The sequence below is a fragment of the Enterococcus sp. DIV1279b genome (genome assembly GCF_050531515.1).
Taxonomy (GTDB): Bacteria; Bacillota; Bacilli; order Lactobacillales; family Enterococcaceae; genus Enterococcus_D; species Enterococcus_D casseliflavus.
The window spans coordinates 1,026,277-1,046,093 of record NZ_CP172891.1 but is presented as its reverse complement, the minus strand read 5'-3'; the positions used below and the strand labels follow the sequence as shown (position 1 = coordinate 1,046,093).

General features: G+C 44.9%; 19 protein-coding genes. 3 read left to right on the top strand and 16 right to left on the bottom strand.

The window, feature by feature from the left end; all coding sequences use genetic code 11:
* Nucleotides 1–87 precede the first annotated feature (87 nt).
* A complete protein-coding gene (locus IGI71_RS04915; protein ID WP_034868378.1) occupies nt 88–744 on the bottom strand; it encodes a YczE/YyaS/YitT family protein in 657 nt (218 codons plus the stop codon).
* A 92-nt stretch (nt 745–836) separates the two neighbouring features.
* Here IGI71_RS04915 and IGI71_RS04910 point away from each other — a divergent pair, with 92 nt between their 5' ends.
* Nucleotides 837–1,508 (top strand): cyclic nucleotide-binding domain-containing protein, encoded by a 672-nt coding sequence (locus IGI71_RS04910; protein ID WP_005225467.1) that lies wholly within the window; start codon nt 837–839, stop codon nt 1,506–1,508.
* 121 nt (nt 1,509–1,629) lie between these two features.
* On the opposite strand, the gene IGI71_RS04905 is transcribed toward IGI71_RS04910, so the two are convergent.
* From IGI71_RS04905 to IGI71_RS04895, 3 genes are all read right to left on the bottom strand, one after another.
* Nucleotides 1,630–3,072 (bottom strand): glycoside hydrolase family 32 protein, encoded by a 1,443-nt coding sequence (locus IGI71_RS04905; protein ID WP_289230473.1) that lies wholly within the window; start codon nt 3,070–3,072, stop codon nt 1,630–1,632.
* 43 nt (nt 3,073–3,115) lie between these two features.
* Nucleotides 3,116–4,492: a PTS transporter subunit EIIC gene (locus tag IGI71_RS04900; protein WP_081116572.1), complete on the bottom strand. Its 1,377-nt coding sequence runs from the start codon at nt 4,490–4,492 to the stop codon at nt 3,116–3,118.
* Nucleotides 4,493–4,638: 146 nt separating this feature from the next.
* On the bottom strand, nt 4,639–5,634 hold the full coding sequence (locus IGI71_RS04895; protein WP_005225464.1) for a LacI family DNA-binding transcriptional regulator: 996 nt from the start codon (nt 5,632–5,634) through the stop codon (nt 4,639–4,641).
* 363 nt (nt 5,635–5,997) lie between these two features.
* On the opposite strand from IGI71_RS04895, the gene mazE reads away from it, so the two are divergent.
* Nucleotides 5,998–6,228 carry a type II toxin-antitoxin system PemI/MazE family antitoxin gene (gene mazE, locus IGI71_RS04890; RefSeq protein ID WP_005225463.1) on the top strand — a complete coding sequence of 77 codons (231 nt, stop codon included), beginning with the start codon at nt 5,998–6,000 and terminating at the stop codon, nt 6,226–6,228.
* A gap of 231 nt (nt 6,229–6,459) precedes the next feature.
* Here the strand turns inward: mazE and IGI71_RS04885 are convergent, their stop codons facing one another.
* Nucleotides 6,460–7,770 (bottom strand): NCS2 family permease, encoded by a 1,311-nt coding sequence (locus IGI71_RS04885; protein ID WP_081116571.1) that lies wholly within the window; start codon nt 7,768–7,770, stop codon nt 6,460–6,462.
* A gap of 160 nt (nt 7,771–7,930) precedes the next feature.
* The gene (locus IGI71_RS04880; RefSeq protein ID WP_005225461.1) at nt 7,931–8,530 is read right to left on the bottom strand and encodes an NUDIX hydrolase N-terminal domain-containing protein; all 600 of its coding nucleotides are present in this window, start codon (nt 8,528–8,530) and stop codon (nt 7,931–7,933) included.
* Nucleotides 8,531–8,719: 189 nt separating this feature from the next.
* On the opposite strand from IGI71_RS04880, the gene IGI71_RS04875 reads away from it, so the two are divergent.
* A complete protein-coding gene (locus tag IGI71_RS04875; RefSeq protein WP_289230471.1) occupies nt 8,720–9,724 on the top strand; it encodes a DUF389 domain-containing protein in 1,005 nt (334 codons plus the stop codon).
* A 43-nt stretch (nt 9,725–9,767) separates the two neighbouring features.
* Here IGI71_RS04875 and IGI71_RS04870 read toward each other — a convergent pair whose 3' ends face one another.
* The 10 genes from IGI71_RS04870 to IGI71_RS04825 all read right to left on the bottom strand — a co-directional run bounded on the left by IGI71_RS04870 (nt 9,768) and on the right by IGI71_RS04825 (nt 19,775).
* Nucleotides 9,768–10,394, bottom strand: a complete 627-nt coding sequence (locus IGI71_RS04870) for a zeta toxin family protein (protein ID WP_081116570.1) — start codon at nt 10,392–10,394, stop codon at nt 9,768–9,770.
* Entirely contained in the window at nt 10,395–11,261 is an 867-nt protein-coding gene (locus IGI71_RS04865; protein ID WP_005225458.1) for a class II fructose-bisphosphate aldolase, read from the bottom strand. It abuts the gene before it with no gap.
* A gap of 22 nt (nt 11,262–11,283) precedes the next feature.
* Complete coding sequence (locus IGI71_RS04860; RefSeq protein WP_289230470.1) at nt 11,284–11,676, bottom strand: tetratricopeptide repeat protein; 393 nt, start codon at nt 11,674–11,676, stop codon at nt 11,284–11,286.
* A gap of 18 nt (nt 11,677–11,694) precedes the next feature.
* On the bottom strand, nt 11,695–12,984 hold the full coding sequence (locus tag IGI71_RS04855; RefSeq protein WP_005225456.1) for a PTS sugar transporter subunit IIC: 1,290 nt from the start codon (nt 12,982–12,984) through the stop codon (nt 11,695–11,697).
* A 31-nt stretch (nt 12,985–13,015) separates the two neighbouring features.
* Complete coding sequence (locus IGI71_RS04850; RefSeq protein WP_005225455.1) at nt 13,016–13,318, bottom strand: PTS sugar transporter subunit IIB; 303 nt, start codon at nt 13,316–13,318, stop codon at nt 13,016–13,018.
* 24 nt (nt 13,319–13,342) lie between these two features.
* Entirely contained in the window at nt 13,343–15,412 is a 2,070-nt protein-coding gene (locus tag IGI71_RS04845; protein ID WP_430616193.1) for a BglG family transcription antiterminator, read from the bottom strand.
* 236 nt (nt 15,413–15,648) lie between these two features.
* The gene (locus IGI71_RS04840) at nt 15,649–16,698 is read right to left on the bottom strand and encodes an FUSC family protein (RefSeq protein ID WP_005225453.1); all 1,050 of its coding nucleotides are present in this window, start codon (nt 16,696–16,698) and stop codon (nt 15,649–15,651) included.
* A 261-nt stretch (nt 16,699–16,959) separates the two neighbouring features.
* Nucleotides 16,960–18,180: an NAD(P)H-dependent oxidoreductase gene (locus tag IGI71_RS04835; protein WP_010747727.1), complete on the bottom strand. Its 1,221-nt coding sequence runs from the start codon at nt 18,178–18,180 to the stop codon at nt 16,960–16,962.
* 26 nt (nt 18,181–18,206) lie between these two features.
* Nucleotides 18,207–18,812, bottom strand: coding sequence for an NADPH-dependent FMN reductase (locus IGI71_RS04830; RefSeq protein ID WP_005225450.1), 606 nt, complete (start codon nt 18,810–18,812; stop codon nt 18,207–18,209).
* Nucleotides 18,813–18,836: 24 nt separating this feature from the next.
* The gene (locus IGI71_RS04825; RefSeq protein WP_010747726.1) at nt 18,837–19,775 is read right to left on the bottom strand and encodes an FAD:protein FMN transferase; all 939 of its coding nucleotides are present in this window, start codon (nt 19,773–19,775) and stop codon (nt 18,837–18,839) included.
* Nucleotides 19,776–19,817: the final 42 nt, after the last annotated feature.

Sequence of the window (19,817 nt, the reverse complement as noted above, 5' to 3'; positions counted from 1 at the left end):
CTCGCTTTTTTAATAAGAGTAGCATAAAAAAAGCTTTCTGCATTTTTAGAACACTCGACGCCTTCCCGATTCCAAGAATACTGCTGGCTAACTGTTTCTTTGCCAAATGGGTAAAGCCCCTGCCAAATCACGTTCCTTCGACCAAGCAATGGCACCTGAGAGCAAAAAGAAACTAATGACGGTCCCTTCCCTCACCGCTAGCGGCAAGCCCAAACTGATCGCTAGCAAGAGTGCCCCCGAAATACAGACTGCATCAACGCCATAACGGTACTGCTTAAATGTCCAACGACTGCGTTGCGCCAGCAAATGACACCAGTACTCGATTGGAAATTTCAAGACCTGCAACCGTAGGACTTGTCCCGTCGCCGTTCCAGAAATCAAGATCCCACCGATCAAAGCAGCTAGTTGGCTCCAATAATTCGTCAAGTGCAGCGATGCCAAGAAGTAGTAAACAAAGCCATTGATCAAATAGCCGAATGCCAGCAAAGCAAAAAACATAATCAAGTACTCACTGCCTTTTTGTTTGAGGGACGTCTGCCGCCGATCCAATAGCCAACAGGCAGCTAAAAAGCTCAAATTGATGGCTGTTGTGATGGTGCCGACTTTGATTCCTGACATCGTTGCCAGCGTAACATTCAAGGCATTAAAACTACTGACCCCAACGCTTGCTTTAATGGTCAAGCTGATCCCGAATGCACTCAGCCCATAAAAAATTCCTGATCCTATCCATTGCTTTTTATTCATTTTTTCTCCCACACTTTCTTTTTTGCTTTTCTAAGTATGTGCTATACTGACTAAAAACAAATAGGAGATTTCTCCTAGTTTGGAGGAAAAAAGTGAAAAAAACCGCTTATGCCTTGGCAATAAAGCAGGTACCAATCAAAGAAAGCTGCCCCTTGCCGATTCCTGAGGAGATTTTACAACAAAGTGCCCTCTGGACCTTTGATCATCGAGAAGCGATCCAAAAAGAAACGGTGCCGATGTCGGTCTTTTTCGTCCTATTGACTGGCAAAGCCAAGATCATTCAAACGCAAGAAAACGGCAAACGTGCCTTGCTGCAGTTTCTCCATCCTGGTGATTGCATTGGCGATCTCACGTTGATTGGCGCCGAAACAGTACCGAAAACCGTGGTTGCGATCGGTGAAACAACATGTCTGGGCATTCCGATGCAAGCAGCAGCTCACGGGCTCATGCAAGACCTGGCTTTCGTACAAACACTAGGCAAAACTATCGGTGAAAAATTGCTGCTGCGTATGGATCATTTTTCCGTCAATCAAACCTATCCCTTAGCTTGGCGCCTTGCCCATCTACTGTTGGAAGCTTCGATCGATGATCTTTTTCAAGAAAAATTAACGGAGACCGCAGAATACTTAGGCGTGAGCTATCGCCATTTGACGTATACCTTAAAAGATTTCAAAACGCAAAAACTAGTCACAAAAACTGCAGACGGCTATCGGATCGATGCACCTGCGCTGCAGACCTTTATCCAAAACCAACAAAAGCAGTAACAAGCGAATAACGACAGCAAAATAGTTGGTATGATGCCCCCCTAAAAGCCAGAGAAAAAGCTGACTCTTGGGGGTGCAACAAGAAAAACCAACTGTTTGCTGTCGTTTTCGGATCGTTGCTTTATTTTTTCGCCAATGCCCAAGTATTGACACAAACCGTGCCGGTTCCGCTGAGAGCGATCGCCTCGGTCCGTTTGGGATACACGCGAGAGGTCAAACAATATTGCCCGCCATTTAGGAAGATCTCAATCGAAGACGTATCGACAAAAATCTGCAGCTGCGTCAGTTCATCGAACTTGACACTGCGCTGTTTACGACCGTAGCCAGAAACGCCATGATGGATCGTGAAGACACCAGCTTCATAAGCCAAAGTCGTATCTTGCAAAAGTCCAAGCTGGAACTGCTGCAATGGGACTTCCGCCGTAACTTGCAACTCATATGCCAATTCATCGAAAGACAAGTGCTGCGGTTTCTCTGAAAGCACAATTTTTTGGCTGACTTGCTTGTCTCGCAATTTTTGGAATTCTGGCAAAGGTTCTTGATACAACTGGTCATTTTTGACCGAAAGCTGTCTTGGCAGCGTTGCGGCATGCTGCCAGCCGCGAGGGATCGTAGGATTGCTGTATTCAGGACTGGTATCCCCTAGCCCCATCCAGCCCCACAAGATCCGACGTTTCTGCTCATCTTTAAAGGTTTGCGGGGCATAGAAGTCAAACCCATAATCAAGTTCACGAAACGCAGAAGTTTCTTTGAACGTCAGGGTTTCCCAATCCACCTCACCAATCAGATACCCTGATTGATGAATATTTTGGTAGGCATGTTCTTTGGCTGCCAAGCCTTGCGGTGAGAAGACCAACACATCTTTGCCATCTAAATGGAAGTAGTCTGGGCATTCCCACATGTAGCCTAGAGCATAGTCCTCACCGAAAAAGATTCCTCGATAGGTCCATTCATTTAAATCCGTCGATTCATAAATCAAAATTTTGCCTTCGTTTTCCAACGTACGCGCGCCTAGCAGCATATAGTAGTTATCTTCGTGGGCAAAAACCTTTGGGTCACGAATATGATCGGTAAATCCCTCAGGGTAGTCCTCATGAGGAATCACGACTTCTTGCTTTTCGACGGTATAGCCGTCTTTGCTGATTACATGGACCGTGTTTTGTTCTCGTCCACTAAAGGTATAGTCATGATCACCAGGATGTTTGACATTCCCAGTATAGAAGAAATGGATCGCGTCATTCTCGATAAAGGCAGAGCCCGAGTAGACCCCGTCTTTGTCATAGTCGTGTTCGGGAGAAAGAAACAGCGCTTCTTCTTGAAACGTGACATAATCCGTCGACGTTTTGTGTCCCCAGTGGGGTGGTTCCCCGCCATGGGGCGTTTGCGGTACATATTGATGGTAAAAATGAACCACGCCTTTGAATTGGCAAAGACCGTTCGGGTCGTTCATCCATCCTGTTTCTGGCATCAAATGATAGTTCAAGCGCCACGCATCAGCACTGATTTTTTCTGCTAATTCGCTTTGGGTTTGGGCAAGCTGTGCCCAGTATTCCTTCGTTAACAATGTGGTACCTCTTTTCTCTTGCCGATGAGCAGCAAGGGATTATTTATTGGTTCAACTCTTTGACTAGCGGTTTGCGCTGCAATTGGACACCAGCAAAACCGACACCAAAGGCAATCAAAATCACGACAACGTATTTCAGCATGGCATCGAAATCTCCAGTATACAACAATAGACCTGGAATAAAAGTGATGCCCATCCCAGTAGCAGCTAATTGGAAGACATACGTCGCAAACCCGCCGACTGCGCCCCCCAGCATGCCTGCGCCAAAAATCCGCATCGAGCGTAAGTTGACCCCAAATAGTAAAGGTTCAGTGATCCCAAATAAGGTTGGAACCGCCGCACTGATGGCATTTGAGCGTTTGACTTTGTTTTTATAAATAAATGCCGCAGCAATCGCAGCCCCAAATTGTCCCGCCATACTTGCTGTACCTAAGACTTGTAGGACGTTTTCGCCTGTCGTATTCAATAACCCTAACTCAATAATACTTAACGAATGGTGCAATCCAGTGATTACGATCACTTGCTGAACCCCTCCGTAAATGATATAACCGATGCCCAATGGTGCTTGCACCAAGTAAACGATACTGTTGATGACTGCTCTTTCAGCTACTTGCAAGATTGGTCCTAACGCAAACAAAATCAAACCTAAAGTAATGACAATCGTTAAGAATGGTGTCACGATCAAGTCCATCATTTGCGGAACAAATTTACGGAACCATTTTTCTAGCTTAGAAACTAAGATCCCGACAATAATTGCTGGAAAAATCGACCCTTGATACCCAGAGATCGATAAACCGAATAAGTGCAATGGCTCTGCATCCCCGCTGGCAACTGCCCAAGCGTTCGGCAATTGCGGTGCCACCATCATCAATCCTACCACGATCCCGATGATCGGATTACCGCCGAATTTTTTCGTCGCACTATAGGCGATCAAAACAGGTAAAAAGGCAAACGCTGTATCCGTTAACATTTCAAACATAGCTAACCAGTCAGCACTATAAGTGACCCCCAACTCGGTCAATAATCCCCGAATCCCCATCAAAAGCCCCGTAGTTACCAAAGCTGGAATCAATGGCACCAAGACATCTGACAACGTGCGGACAACTTTTTGGACGGGTGACAGATTCGAATAGACATCATCTTTGAAGCCAGCTTTATCACCGGAGGCGTCATTGCCCATTTCTGCTGCGAAGGCTTGATAAACTTCATTGACTTTTCCTGTTCCAAAAATGAACTGATGCTGTCCCGTGTTGAAAAAATAGCCCTTGCTGCCCTCAACTGCTTCCGCTTTGTCTTTATCTACTAACTGATCGTCTTTCAAAATCAAGCGCAAACGTGTGGCACAGTGTTCAAAGTTTTTGACATTTTCTTTGCCGCCAACAGCTTCTAACACTTGGTCGATCGTTTTTTGTTCCTTCATTTTTCCCACTCCTTTGATCGTCGGTCCATTTGTGGAACCGGTTCTACATTTGTAGATTAACAGAAACCGTTTGCAATTGCAAGCAAAGAAAATAAAAAAACAGAACGCCGCAACTGGACGTCCTGTTTTCTCTAAAAATGTTTGCTTTATTGCTCCTGCTTGTCACGCTTGGTAGTCGACTGTTTGACCACTAATTGATTCGGTAATTCGATCACCTCAGGAACCTCTTCCCCTTGTGTCAGTTTTTGGATCGTTAAGACGGCATCGATGCCTAATTGGACATAGGGATATTGGGTCGTTGTGATGGTCGGATAGACATAATCCGTCGAATCATAGCCGCCAAATCCGTTCAAGGAAAAGTCTTGCGGCACTTGATACCCTAGTTCATGGGCGGCTTTCAATACAGCAACAGCAATATTGTCGGTAGCACAGGCGATGTACGTTGCCGATTGATCTTTCAAGAACATAAGGGCTTTTTGGTACGTTTCTCTTCTTGAAAAGGACGTTTCGATAAAGTCGACTTTGACGTTGGGCGTTTGTGCCAAGACATCAAGAAATCCTTTTTTCCGCAAGACACCTACCGCATAATCATTTTCGCTGACACCAACAAATAAATAACGTCGGTGGCCAGCGCTGACTGCATATTCTGCCATGGTTTTGCCAGCTTGATAATCTTCATGGACGATGGAATGAATGCCAGCTAACTGTTGGCCTAACAATAAAACAGGCATAGGAACCTCTGCCAGCACCGCTTGTAGCTGCGGCGTGATTTTGCGCGCAAACAGGATCATCCCTGCTACTTTTTGTTTGACTAGCATTTCGATATTTTCTAATTCCCGTTCATCGCTTTGATCAGAGTTGGTGATCAGCATTTGATAGCCGTTTTCCCGTGCCGTCGTATCGATCCCTTTCAACACATCATTTGTCGATGGTGAATTCAGTCGAGGAATGATCACGCCCAGCAATTTCGTGTCTTGGGCTTTCAGCGAACGAGCAAATGTATTGGGGCGATAGCCAGTTTCAGCAATGATCTGATCAATTTTTTTGCGCTTTTCTTCACTGATATAACCATTGTTCAGATAGCGGGAAACCGTACTTTTCGCTACTCCCGCCTTTTCAGCAATGTCCTTGATCGTTGTCATGATTTCCCACCTTTGCGTTTTCTTTTATTATAACAATAACTGAAAGAAAAGCGCAGGTTTTGCGTGAAAATTGTTGGGTTGGGCGGTTTTGGAATGAAGCTTCACTTTTTCGTTGCTTTAATCCCCTGGTCCTTGGTATGCCATAAATGATCCATCTAAAAAACTTCGTAATTCTGCTAAAATCTAACATCTATTTTTCTGAGATGTTCATCCATCTTTTCAAACAATATTTCATTGCGGTTTCTTATCTATCTTATGTAAAGTGCGTTTTGAACTTTTGATGTGTTCAAAATACATTAAATCTCACTGTTGTCTTCTCCTTCCATAGTATTGCAAGGGTTACTATCTCTAAGAGGTGATACTATGCTTATTACTAAATCAAGCCTACAAGGCAATTCCATCGTCGTTACGCTTCCTTCTGATAACGGAAAAAATCCGCCTGAAAACCAAGAATATATTGTTGTCTACCCAGAGGATGGGACGATCATTCTTGTTCCTAAAATTGAAGATCCTTTTAATGGTGGAGTGGAATCAGAGTTTTATGAAAAAGATGCGTGGGAAGACCTTTCATCTGAAGGGAGAATGATTTTTTAGTAACTAATGTTCAAACATACATTTCCAAAAAGCGACTATCGCTTGGATCGACTTTGCCCCTTCGGCTGGAAAGGAAATTCAAAAAAAGACGTCCTGGCTTAGATATTTAACCGTTATTCAATTCTGAACATTTTTATAGCAAGCGACATATAATAAAAACCAGCTAAGCCACGCTTAACTGGTTTTTTATTAGTTGAAATCCTATCCTAAGTTTACATTAAAACGTCTCTCTCACACATTCAAAATCCACATAAACCCAAGAAAGACAAAGAACAAGCCGTACATGATTGGTGAGACTTCTTTGCCGCGTTTGGCTGCTAACATGGTGATTGGGTAAAAGATGAAACCCAAGGCGATCCCATCGGAGATGCTATAGGTCAACGGCATGCCTAGTAGAATCAAGAAGGCTGGGATTGCGATTTCCATTTCGTGCCATTTGATTTCTCGTAGCGATTGTGCCATCAGCACGCCTACGACGATCAGTGCTGGTGCCGTCACTTGGGAAGTAACAACGGATAGCAATGGTGAAAAGAACAAGCCGAACAAGAAGAAAATTCCAGTCGTCACGGCAGTCAAGCCAGAGCGACCGCCCACGGCGATCCCAGCGGAGGATTCGACATATGCGCCTACTGGTGAGGTCCCTAATAAAGAACCAGCGAGCATGGCGGTGGAGTCAGAAGCAAGTGCTTTGCCGACCCGCGGCATTTTGTTGTCTTTCATAAAGCCCGCTTGATTGGCAAGTCCCACCAAGGTGCCTGCCGTATCAAAGAAAGTGACGAGTAAGAAAGTCAGTACTACGACCCACATTTGCAGGGAGTTGATGTCTCCTACATGGTTTAGCGCCACTAAGAATGTGGAAGAAATACTCGGTGCAGCAGAAACGATACTGGATGGTGCTTGGATCAAGCCAGTCAAAAGACCTAAAACAGTTGTTGCGGCCATCCCGATAAAAATTCCACCAGGAACTCTGCGAACCATCAAGACGGCAGTGATCACTAAACCAAAAATCGTCAGCCACGTCGTACCGACACTCAATGACCCTAGTGCCACAAGGGTCGAATCATCGGAAACGATGATCCCACCTTCGCTCAATCCCAAAAAGGCGATGAACAGACCGATCCCACCAGAGATGGCATATTTTAAATCAGCAGGAATCGCATCAATGATCAGCTCCCGTAATTTGAAGATCGTGATCACGATGAAAATCAGTGATGCCACAAACACACCCGCTAATGCTGTTTGCCATGGAACCCCCATTCCAATACAGACTGAATAAGAAAAGAAGGCGTTGATCCCTAATGCGGGTGCCGTAGCGATCGGGTATTTTGCTAAAACTCCCATCAAGATACAGCCCAATGCGCTGGCTAACGCCGTTGCCGTAAAGACGGCACCTTCGTCCATCCCAGATGCCCCAAGGACCGTTGGATTGACGAATAAAATATAGGCCATCGAGATAAAGGTGGTAAAACCAGCTAAGATTTCTCGTTTAACCGTTGTTTGTAAGGCATCCAGCCCAAAAAAGGAATTGATTTGATTCTTCATTTTTACTCCTCCAGCAATCAAGCAAAGGTATCGCCATTGCTTGATTTTTTATAATGAAAACGACGAAATCAATCATAAACCAACTTTATCTGCAAGTAAATATTATCCAGTTAAAAAAACCAATAAAACGCTTTTTCCAACATCTTACCCTTAGCTGTTTTTAATCAACGTGTAACGACTTCTCATTCACCAATTGCTCCAGTTGTTCCTTGGTGGTGCGCTTGATGGAAAGCTTCGGCAGCTCCTTCAACGAAAAGTAATCGCTGTTGGAGGTTTCACTGTTTTTGATGAAGTCCCCTGCCAAAACATCACAGACAAAGACCAGCTTATAGTATTGAAACACTTGCGGAATGTCTGGTCTTAGATTCGTATCAAAAATTGCTCGCAGCTCCTTGACCTCAACGAGTAAGCCAGTTTCTTCCAGCACTTCTTTTTTGATGTTTTCCCGTGGCGTCAAGCCAATTTCTGCATAGCCTCCTGGCAGTGACCATTCTTTCGTCAGGCTGTCTTCCACCAGCAAGATTTTTTCGTCTTTTTGGATCAATGCTCGTACATCGACTTTGGGCGTAGGATAGCCCTCATTTTTTTCTGTTAAAAGAGTCAACGCAGCTGCGTCTTGATCCACGACGGTACTCATCAAATGCAATGCCAACTCTTTGATCTCTTGGTAACGTTCCTTATCGTAGACATCTTTGCCATAGTACAAACCTGCTTCAGCGATCGATAACAGGCGTTTGTATTGCGCAAAATAATCTTTCATCCATTCCCCACCTTTTCCATTTATCTGATATGCTTCTTATTCTAGAGGAAATCGGCGGTTTTGCAAAAGATTGGCAACCCAATCATTGAATTCTCGTTGCTGCCATCGCCTGATAAACGCAGATTTTTGTAAAATCAGCCGATTTAAGGGACAATGAAAAGAGCCGAACGATTTTTCTCAGAAAGGATGATGAATGTGAACTTAACGCCTGATTTAGTTTCCAAAGAACAATTGATTGGAAAAATTCAAAAAGATATGGACCAAACGATGCTCGTCTATGCACTTTTAGTTTGTGCAACGCTGATTGCTTCGATTGGTTTGAACTACAACTCTACGACAACGATTATCGGGGCGATGTTGATTTCGCCACTTTTAAATGGGATCAACGGGATCGGCTTTGGTTTAGGTCTTTCCCACTTGCGCTTAGTCAAAAAAGGGCTGCTGGTCTTTAGCATCCAAGTCATCATCGTACTTATCATCTCATTCGCCTTTTTCTTACTCACGCCTGTCAAAGACACAACACCTGAGATCATCACCCAAACGTCTGCGACGATTTGGGATATTTGCGTCGCATTGATCGGTGGTTCCGCACTGGCTTTTGCCAAAGTCAGGGGCCGCGACAACGATGTTATTATCGGCGTCTCCATCGGGACGTCCCTGATTTTGCCGCTTTGTGTAACGGGTTATGGGCTGTCGATCAAAGACTATTCGATTTCATGGGAATCTGCTCAACTCTTTTTCACCAATTCCTTTTTGATTTGTTTTTCCTTGTTCATTACCATCTGGCTGTTGCAGTATGGGGATTTCCGTCACCAAAAATGGTGGAAGTTTGCCGTGGTTGCCTTACCGATCACGATCATTGGGAGTTTCTTCGTTTATACGACGATCCAAACGACCATCGTGGAATACCATGCCAAGCGTTTTGTAGAAGCCAAACTGGGGGAACATTATTTGCTGGAGCAAACACTTAATGAGCAGAAACAATCCCTTGAATTAAAACTCGTCGGTGAACCACTCTCGAAACAAGCGGTCGCGCAGCTTGAAGCAAGTCTTGAAAACTATGCTTTGCCCGACTACCAGCTCAAGGTCAATGTCTATTCTGCCAATAAAGAGGGGCAATTTGATGCCAAAGTATTAGCCGAAATCCTCCAAGTCCAAAACCAAGGAACTTCGAAATTTTTGGGCTTAGACTAAAAAAACAGGCGCTGCCCTTTTCAGGTGTAGCGCCTGTTTTTCTTCAATTTAAGTCATTGAGTTGTTCAGCGATTCTCTCGATCAACGGGCGATAATCCACTTGCTCGTAATCTTCCACATTGACTTCGATAAGCGCTCCTAACTGAAAGTCATCGTAACGGCGATCAGTGATGATTTGCCGAAACGCTTCTTTGGTTATATGGTTGGTTGCAGCTTGTCTATCTTCCAGTACATCCCCGTAATGGTACCGTTCCATGATGAAACTTAAATGACGGTCATCCGCTCGATCACGTAAGAAGCGTCTTTCCCATAAGGTTTCAAAAGAAGCAGTCAAGCGAATGGTCAAGCACTCATAACCATAGCTTTGGGCGAGAAAAGTTAGCAATGGCTTCTGTTTTTCACTAAAAGGGTATTCCGAGACCACCAAGCGTTTTCCTAAAGACATGTACAAGCCCAATGCCTGATAGTAAAAAGGCCAAACATACTGCTTTTCGATCTGGGCTTTTTCTGCCAATGAATCAAAGCCGAGGGATTCGGCATAGCACTCTTTGATTTCATCTGGCGTAAGAGCGAAAAGATCAGGAAAACGTGTCTTCAACAGATCCAGTAAATAACTTTTTCCAGTTCCAGGGCTGCCTGCCAATAAAACAAGCATCTTTTTGCGTACCATCTATTTGCCGATCGCAGTCGGCGCTTTCGTATTCATGAAAAGGCCGATCTTATGCTTGACGATTTCTTTGATGGCTTCATTGGATGGGATCACGTTGTGGCGCAAAGATTTGTTGACTTCCGTTGCCCCAAAATTTTCTTTCGCAATCTTCGTCCAGTTCACCAACAATTCAGTACCTACATTAAACTTACGAATGCCGTTATTGATCAATTCGGGATAATCTTCTTCTTTGACGCCAGTTCCTCCATGAATGACTAGCGGCACGTCGACGACTGCATGGATCTCCTTCAATAACTCAACATTCACTTCGGTTTTGGAACGGAATTGGCCGTGATTGGTTCCGATAGCGATGGCTAGCGCATCGACGCCAGTAGCAGCGACAAATTCTACCGCATTTTCTGGGCGTGTGAAGACTTTATCGTCTTCTTCCACATGAATGCCTTCTTCTGTGCCGCCGATCGTTCCTAGTTCTCCTTCGACGGACACCCCATGGGCATGGGCGTATTCTACGACTGCGCGCGTTTTCAAAATGTTTTCTTTGAAGGGCAAATGCGAGCCATCATACATCACCGAGCTATAGCCGCTATCAATCGCTGCTTTGATCTCATCGAAATCTCTGGCATGGTCCAAATGCAAGACAGCGTCCACTAGCTCGTGATCGGCAATCGTTTTGACGACATTGACCAAGACATCATAGCCAATGTATTTCGCTGTATCGATACTTGTTTGAATGATGATGGGTGCCCCCATCTCTTTGGCTGCCCGCAGCATACTTGGCAGCATTTCTAAATTATGGGTATTAAAAGCCCCCACTGTAAAATTCAATGCTTCTGCTGTTTTCGTTACTTCTTTTAATGTTGTATACATCCTTGATTCCACCTCGTCTAGTTTAATTGCCGCTGATCGTAAGTTGTTTGGCGATTTGCCGCATTTCTTCCATTTTGTCCATGTAATAGTCGATCTTTGCATCGTCGCCGTTTCGTGCGGCGGCGGCACGCTGAGCATTGTAAAGGGACATCAGTTTTTTGTAGCCGTCCCCGATCGATTTTTTCGCCTGCAAGCTTTTTTCCAATGCGTCGATCGCTTCTTCTGTGCGGGAAAGTTTTGCCTGCGCTAAGCCTAACGCTTCATACAATTTTGCTTGTTCGTCGATGTCGGTTTCTGCTTGCAACTGACTTTCTAGATTTGCAATAAGCGCTTCTGCCTCTTGGCTTTCTTCAGCGATCAAAGGAACCGCTGGTGTTTCTGTGGGCTTTTTTTCTTTTTTGAAAAAAGAGAACATGCGTCTTCCTCCTAGCGATTAAAAGTTTTTCAATAAGGGACTGATGATCCAAGCATATAGCAAGGCTGCCGTGACGGTATCCACATCAGTTGCCGTAGCGTTAACAAAGCCCATTTGATTGAAGATCGTTACAAGTAGGGCTGGCAGTAACGTAATGAAGAAGCCGTGAAAGATCCCTCCGATGATCGCCCCTCGACGTCCACCGACCGCATTGCCGAAGATCCCAGCGGTACCGCCTGCAAAGAAGTTCGTCAGCATCCCCGGCAAGATCATCGCCAAGCCAAAGACTGGTAAAACGAACATGGCGATGACTGTCCCAATCGTTGTAGTAATGAAGCCTAAAATAACTGCATTGGGGCTATATGGGAAGAACACTGGGCAATCGAGTGCTGGTTTTGCATCAGGCACCAATTTCATGGCGATCCCACGAAACGCAGGGACGATCTCGCCTAAGAGCAACCGAACGCCTGCTAACAAAACATAGACCCCAACCACGAATTGAATGGCTTGTAAGAAGGCATGCATGATGTAATTTTGATCACCAGAGAGCGTAGAAGCAAAGGTTTCTCCAGCAAACAAGACCGTCACGATATACAGTGGAACCATCACGACCATGACAGAAAGATAGGTATCTTGTAAAAATTCAAAAGAACGTGGCAGTTTGATGTCTTCGATCGATTTTTTCTTCTCGCCTCTTTCTCCAAACAGATAGGCAACGCCTGCTTCAAAGAGGTAGCCGATCGTACAGAAATGTCCGAGAGCAATGTCGTCTGACCCAGTGACTTTGCGGATGATGGGCTGAGCCATCGCTGGCATCGCTACGGCAAAGATCGCCCCAATCACCCCACCGACAAGAATCAAGACAACGCCGCGTAAACCAGCGAAATAGCCAAAGACCGTCGTCATGGTCGCCATCCATAAAATGGCTTGACCCGTTAAGAAAATATATTTCCATTTTGTAAAGCGTGCCAATAAAATATTAAAAACAAAGATAGCTAAAAATGTCAGCGCTATGTCCCGACCCAAGCCCAACTCATTCATCGCTTGCCCGTTGATGGCTTCGATGGAAGGAATTATGCCTTGCATGTCGAATCCTTCTGTGAAAATCTCGCCGAAATAGGTCAAACTACCGACGATGATGCTAGAACCAGCGCTTAAAACCTGGAAGCCCAATAGCGTCTTCAAACTTCCTGAAATGACTTGACCTGCTGACTTTTTCTGAAGCAGCAGCCCTAACATCGCGATCAAAGCGATCGTGATCGATGCCTGCGTTAAAATATTATCAATGATAAAATTGATGATGCCCATTTTTTCAAACTCCCTTCGTCATGCCTCTTCCTTACAGTGCGCCTTTTTCCGTTAATACCGGGGTGATTTTTTCTTCGATTTCTGGTTTTGAAACGATGTTGCGTAAATAAATGATTGCGGTTGTCGGGTCCAAGGCAAACTTTTCAAATTGCGTTCGGAAATTCTCTGCCGTAATGATGATGTCTGGTTTCATTGATACCGCTGATGAGATATCGACATGATCCAATTTCGCCTCCACTCCTAATTTCGTTAAGACATCTTCTGTTGACATCTGAGCCGCAAAGCTGCTGCCAAGACCTGCACCGCATACGAATAAGATCGATAATTTGTTCATGATTTTTTCCCCTTTTCTTGTTTTTTATGAAAATAGCAATGATTGAAAAGCTTCAATCGTGGAACAAGCCAGCAACTGCGTGACTTTTTTTTCATCATTGATCAATTCGATCAATTCCTTCATGATGGCAAGATGAGAGTAAGAGTCCACCGCAGCCAAGCAAAAAATGATTTTGACAGGGTCCATTTCTGGGTTCCCAAATGCGACTGGCGGCGCCAAGGTGAGGACACTCACACCCAACTGCTGGGCGCCATCTTCTGGTCGGGCATGCGCCAGCGCCAAATGTTTACCAATGACGATATAAGGACCGTATTCCTTCACCGCAGCAACCATTGCCTCGATATAGTGTTTTTCGATGATCTGTTCTTTTAATAGTGGCTGCGCCGAGCGTTCAATGGCTTCTTCCCAATTTTGAACAGGAACATTTAATTGAATATGACTAGCGGATAAAACATCTTTTAACATTGGCTGAATCTCCCTTGCATTAATGGCTAATTGATTTTGTTCAAACAAGTGTGTCAATTTGCGATAGGCGGCAGCATCGACCGTCCCACCGCTTTCTTCAATGACTGTAAGCAATTGATTGAAGAACAGCGTGGCATTTTTTTGGTCAAAGGCGATCCGCTTGAATTGTTCATTGTTTTTTAAGAAACGGCGGATCACTTGGTGATTTTCTTCATTGATGATCGGTGGGATCAGTAATACCGGCTTTTCTCGATAATCGATCTCATAGGTTGAAAAAACCAGATCCACATCGAATTTCGTGATCAAATTGACTTCTTGTGAATTCAAGACTGCCGCAACTTCTACTTTTGGAAACTTCTCCTTGAGGCTGGCTGCCAGCAGATTGCCGGTTGCCATTCCATGGTTACAGACGACGACCGCCTTATAGATCGTAATAATCTCGTGGTTCAATGAACTTAGGGCTGTAGAAAAATGGATCACGAGAAATGTCAGTTCATCTTCCGATAGTGGTTGACCGACGATCTCTTCGATCGTAGGAGCGAACCCCTTGACGGCTTGGTAGATTTGTCCATAATTTTTGCGAACGGTCTCTTTGATCGGATTGGGTACTTGAATACCGCTCTTGGCTCGAACGATCAGCGCTGCCATATGTTTATACAATCCCTCTAACAACTCTTCTTCCTTTTTACTAAAAGGGATCTTGGTTTGGCATTCCACAAATTGGATCAGCTGCAGCGACAAGAGTTGCGCATGCGCCCATTCGATGGAATTGGACAAATCTTTAAAATTCAGTGATTCGATGATGAAAGAAAGATAGTTGACTTCGATTTCTGGTGGCTCAATCGAAAAGGTTTCAGCGATCGCCTGGATATAGGCTGACCCTTGGAGCTGATTGCTGGAAGTAGACCAGTTCATGCGAGTGATAAATTCCTTCATTCTGATACGCATCAGCCAAATGGCGGTAAACAATAAAATTTGGCTGCTATACAACTCATTTTGATTTGGCGGCAACACTGCTTGCATCACTAGTTGGATCTGTTTGATTTCTTTTTGCGGCAAATAGCGATAAAGCAATTTCGTAAAGACTAAATCTGGGGTCTGTTTATCAAGTGGCAACCTACCGATCCGCTGATTGATGATGTCAAAAATCATCGTCCGAATCGCTCGTTCCGATCCATTCAACCGCAGTCCTTTTTTTCCTAGGCTGATGATCTCAATGCCATATTTATTGATGTCCGCCCGCAAACGGCGCATGTCTTCATCCATGCTGCTTTTTGATATCTGGTACGCTTCTTCTTTTTTATTCAACACCAGGATCTCTTTTGAAAAGGTCAGATGCAGCAGCAGATCAAAACGACGCTCTTCACGGGTCATATATTCCGACTGTTGTGCGTGTAATGCCTGCCAAACGATGGCTTGCTGTTTCGAGGTCAGTTTCAAAAGGATGCCCTTTCCTCGAAGGGTTTGGATCGGTCCGATGTGTAAGTCAGCAAGAAACGTGTTGATCTCATTCAAATCATTGCGGATCGTCCGCCCACTGGCTGCGGTCTCTTCTGCCAGTTGCTCAATGGATAGTGGATAATCAGTCACCAACAGGCGATGCAAAACATCTACGATTCGTTTTTTCACAACTTTCTCTCCTTCTCTGATTTGAGTATATGATTTCGCTTACAACAAAAAAAGTAGATGTTTCTGCCACTTTAGTTTGCAAAAATGTAAACGCTTCTATTTCAAAATAGGAACCTTTGCTCGATTATTTCATATTTCCCTTATTTTTCCTATCCGATGGAGATAACGTTTAGATAGAGGATCAAAGGCAAAAAAAAGCAAGAGCTACAGCTCTTGCTTATCGATGATGGTGCATTCTATTGTGTTTGATCCGTCGTGTCTTCTGGCTTACTTCCCAGCGCTTGCTCCATTTGCTTTACTGCCCAATCCATTAGAAAGATCAACAGCATTGCCAGCACACTGCCGATCAATGCCCCTGAAAAACGCAATGGGATCAATTTCAGCGGCGTAAAACTAGTACCGATGGTCATTAACAGCAGGACTTGCGGATTGGTAAAAAAATTAGCAACGGTATAATTGACTGGCATAAAAAACTCCGTCAATATGTTTAGAATGATCAATACCACTGCGATCGCTTCAAGGGGCATATGCAAGGACATCAATAAGAAACCCAGCAGCAGCCCCACGATTCCTCCCAGTACCCTACCAATCGTGCGATTTTTGATTTTTTCCATATGTTCTCCTGCCAAGACGGCAGCAGCAGAAATCAAGATCCAATAGCCGTTGCTGTCCCGCAACAGATAGGCAATGTAGGTCGCAATGAACAATATCAAAGAAAAGTGCAGCGCCTTGATGACCATTTCTGGTTGCTGAGATAATGCTAGCGAATATTTCTCGTGCAAGCTCAGTTGTTGAAAGGCCGTTTTTTCTTCTTTCAACGGCAGCTGTTCAGCCAAAGAAATCACCAGTCCAGCAAGCAGCGAGCCTGCGATGCCATAAAGCAAATAGGAACTGTGGTGCAAGATCTCTCCAAGGTGCGCTGCGTGAAAATTAAAGCCGGTGGCATAAAGCATCAACACGAAGAAATAATCGGGCTTGGGGATCCGCATCACTTTTGACAACAAAAACGCAGAAAACGATAACGCACCGATGATAAAAGGTGCGCTCCAAGGAATCAGTGCTGTCCCAGCGCCTAAAATAAATGCCAGCAGCAGCGCAGCGCCGTGGGTCAAAATGGCGCGCAGATTATAAAAAAGGGTCCGATGTTGAAAAGCCAAGTAGGAAAAAGCCCCCATCGCCCCCACAGAACTTATCAAAGGGTCCTGAACGAGGATCCCTATAAACAAAGGAACCGCCATCGCAAACCCTGATCCTAATGGACGCAAGACTTTTCGTTTGTCTTTCATGCAATTCCTCCTATCAAAAAATATGTACGATGATACAGCCGTTTTATAAGCAACGTCCTAAACTAGTATACGAAGCAAAAGATGAATATGCAAATTTTTTTCAGAAACTTTGTGAAATCCTCGCAACGATGTCCTTGATCAATTCAATCGCTCATAGAAAACCGTTCATTCATGAAAAAGCAGCAAAAAGAGAAGCATTCGCTTGGCAACTGATTGCAAGCGAATGCTTCTAGCGATTCCTTTTCTCCCTTTAGACAACCCTTATTTCACTGAAGCACTGGTGACCGCATCTGCTGCAGGTGCGTCATGAGTGCTGGCACTAGTGACCGCATCGGTCGGTTCTTGGCGCACAGAAGCACTGGAAATGGCGTCTTCATTGCCGACAAGTTTTTGACCGGTTTGTTGCAAATACCATTCGATGATTGGCTTGAAATCAAGGATGTATTCGTTGATCCCCGCATATTCGCCGTTTTCATCGTGCATCGCTTGATAATTGTGGACGATGTATTTTTCTGGCACCTGTTTCGGCACATGGACCCGAACCGCGTCGGTTGCCCCACTGCGCAGCTGTTGGATCACCCACTCAACATTTTTGAAGGATTTTTCAGGATGGCATTTTGCTAATGGATTGCCGACTTGTCCTGGCACACGTGCTGCCAGCATATTTTGGGCTTCTTCCCGCAGATTGTAATACAAGAATTGGTTGTTGCTATCGGCAAACGTCAATTCCATCGGCATCGAATCTAAGAAGTAATTAATCTGATCGACTGTCAGCAAGCCGCGATTTAGTTTGACGTAGGTATTGCCAGAAACGGCACCGACTGCTTCAGCGGCTTTTTCCAGCCATTGATCATCATACATATCCACTCCTTCCACGGTGGTTGCGATTTTCCCTGTGGCGTAGAGGTCTTCGGGCGGCAATTGTTTGGGACCCGCTAAGGCAGAAACGACTTTGATAAATTGCAAGAAGCTGTTGATCGTCGCATCTAAAAAAGCAACCGTTCGGGCATCGATCAAATCACCCGCTTCATCGAAAGCTTCTTTGGCTTTGCCCAACAAAAACTCATTCCCTGGCATCACTAAAGCATTGACTCCCGGTGCGTCCAAAATTTGGCGCAGATGTAGCTGGGCCCTTGAAGTTCCTTGATCATAGTAAGAGGCACCCACGATCATTACTGGTTTGTTTTCCAGAGAATGGATCTTGAATGAAAGCCATTCTAGCAAGCTTTTCAGTCCTGCCGTCACGGTATGGTTGTGCTCTGGTGTAGCAATGATCACACCGTCTGCCATCAATAATTGCCGATTCAAACGCTGGATGGCTGGGCTTTGGGTTTGATCTTCCTCTTGATTAAAGAGAGGAAAGTCTTTGATCTCTACAAGTTCTAACGTGAATTCCTTTTTGTATTGCTTTTTGATAAAGTTCAGCAGCTGACGATTGGTGGAGACTTCAGCGGCTGATCCGACGATTCCGATCAATTTCATTGTCTTTACGCTCCTATCTTTTGCGGTTAGATGGTTTCCCATGAAAATTCAGCAGCTTCTTTTTGATTGGCGGCATGGGCGTGCTGCAACTGGCTGGTAATTTTTACAAATAAAAGAAAATCGTTGAACAGTCCTTGCAGTTTTTGGGTCTGCTCTTCATCGATCAAGTTGCCTTGCTCGTCAAACGCTTGCAGCGAATGACCTAAGAGAAATTCAGAGCTAGGCATGATCCGTGCTTTTAACTCTGGAGAATCCAGAATCTGTCTTAGATGGGCTTGGGCACGAGAAGAACCTAACGTCCCATAAGAAGCACCAGTGATCATCACTGGCTTGTCAACAAAAGGGAAAATTCCATAGGACAACCAGTTCAGGGCATTGATCAACGCTGCGGGTACGGCATGATCGTATTCTGGTGTACTGATGATCACACCGTCTGCTGCCGCGATTTTTTCGGCAAGCTGGGTTACTTGTACGGGCAACTCCTTTGATTCTGGTTTGTTGAACATTGGAAGATCTTTGATCTCGACTAGTTCGATCTCTGCCTCATTGGCAAACATTTTTTTCATAAATTGCAACAACGTGCGATTGGTGGAACGAGTGGCATTGGTTCCTACGAATCCGATAAATTTCATCCTGTCTCTTCCTTTCTGGTTGGGCTATCTTAAAAGTCTTGCCTGAATGCCTTTAGAGGCAATGACTTCATTTTCTTTGGTTACGATGATTCCTTCGATTTCTGGCTGCTGCTGAATCTCTTGCAAAACAACTGGAATGGGCTTGCCAAACAAGCGCGAAGTCCAGATTTCCCCCAGTAACGATGTCGCTGCAACGATCGTGATGCTCAAATACCCACATTCGATGGGAAAGCCACTCTGAGGATCAATCAAATGATGATACGTTCCTTCAGCGGTGGTCAAGACCCGCTCATAGATCCCCGAAGTGACGACGGTTTGGTCCTTGATTGGCAGAATGCCCAAGGTGTCTGCCCGACCGCCTTTGGGATCTCGGATCCCGATCCGCCAATGCCCGTCCGAATGATTTGGTGCAGCGCCGAAACAGACAATATTTCCGCCTAAGTTGATCAATCCATACGCTGCTCCACGGGCTTGGCAATGGGTGCGTAACTTATCAGCGATGTAGCCTTTTGCTAATGCTCCGAGGTCGATCCTCATTCCAGCTTTTTTCAAAAAAACCTTGCCTGCTGCCAATTGGATCTGTTGCGGGTCTGTTAGCGCAAGCAATTCTTTGACCTGCGTCTTTGATACGATGCGGGCATCTTCAAACCCGATGCGCCATGCTTGGACCAGTGGACCGATGGCAATATTCAGCTGACTGTGGGGAGCACAGCTATGATGTTTGCCGATTTCGATCAGCTGGTACAATTCTGGATCAAGCACAAGCCCCTTTTGTCCTGCTAACTGATTCAGCTGATTCAATTCCGATCGCGGATCATTGGCACTAAAGCGATGGTCGTATACTTTCAGTTGGGTCTCCAGCTCGTCCAGTACACTTTCTGGTTTTGTATGAGCAACTTTTAACTCAATGGACGTGCCCATCCGCTGAATCGCGCGAGCGGCTTCTCTCACTGCTGTCTTCATAAAATCCCTTCTCCTAAAAACGATATACCTCAAATTATGTTA

Coding starts and splice junctions, on each gene's coding strand:
- IGI71_RS04850 (WP_005225455.1), bottom strand. CDS start 13,318: ATGAACAAATTATCGATCTTATTCGTATGCGGTGCAGGTCTTGGCAGC.
- IGI71_RS04855 (WP_005225456.1), bottom strand. CDS start 12,984: ATGGGCATCATCAATTTTATCATTGATAATATTTTAACGCAGGCATCG.
- IGI71_RS04830 (WP_005225450.1), bottom strand. CDS start 18,812: ATGAAATTTATCGGATTCGTAGGAACCAATGCCACTCGTTCCACCAAT.
- IGI71_RS04900 (WP_081116572.1), bottom strand. CDS start 4,492: ATGAAGGAACAAAAAACGATCGACCAAGTGTTAGAAGCTGTTGGCGGC.
- IGI71_RS04870 (WP_081116570.1), bottom strand. CDS start 10,394: ATGGTACGCAAAAAGATGCTTGTTTTATTGGCAGGCAGCCCTGGAACT.
- IGI71_RS04875 (WP_289230471.1), top strand. CDS start 8,720: ATGAATGTGAACTTAACGCCTGATTTAGTTTCCAAAGAACAATTGATT.
- IGI71_RS04835 (WP_010747727.1), bottom strand. CDS start 18,180: ATGAAATTGATCGGAATCGTCGGATCAGCCGCTGAAGTCTCCACCAAT.
- IGI71_RS04885 (WP_081116571.1), bottom strand. CDS start 7,770: ATGAAGAATCAAATCAATTCCTTTTTTGGGCTGGATGCCTTACAAACA.
- IGI71_RS04825 (WP_010747726.1), bottom strand. CDS start 19,775: ATGAAGACAGCAGTGAGAGAAGCCGCTCGCGCGATTCAGCGGATGGGC.
- IGI71_RS04865 (WP_005225458.1), bottom strand. CDS start 11,261: ATGTATACAACATTAAAAGAAGTAACGAAAACAGCAGAAGCATTGAAT.
- IGI71_RS04880 (WP_005225461.1), bottom strand. CDS start 8,530: ATGAAAGATTATTTTGCGCAATACAAACGCCTGTTATCGATCGCTGAA.
- mazE (WP_005225463.1), top strand. CDS start 5,998: ATGCTTATTACTAAATCAAGCCTACAAGGCAATTCCATCGTCGTTACG.
- IGI71_RS04840 (WP_005225453.1), bottom strand. CDS start 16,698: ATGAAAGACAAACGAAAAGTCTTGCGTCCATTAGGATCAGGGTTTGCG.
- IGI71_RS04860 (WP_289230470.1), bottom strand. CDS start 11,676: ATGTTCTCTTTTTTCAAAAAAGAAAAAAAGCCCACAGAAACACCAGCG.
- IGI71_RS04915 (WP_034868378.1), bottom strand. CDS start 744: ATGAATAAAAAGCAATGGATAGGATCAGGAATTTTTTATGGGCTGAGT.
- IGI71_RS04895 (WP_005225464.1), bottom strand. CDS start 5,634: ATGACAACGATCAAGGACATTGCTGAAAAGGCGGGAGTAGCGAAAAGT.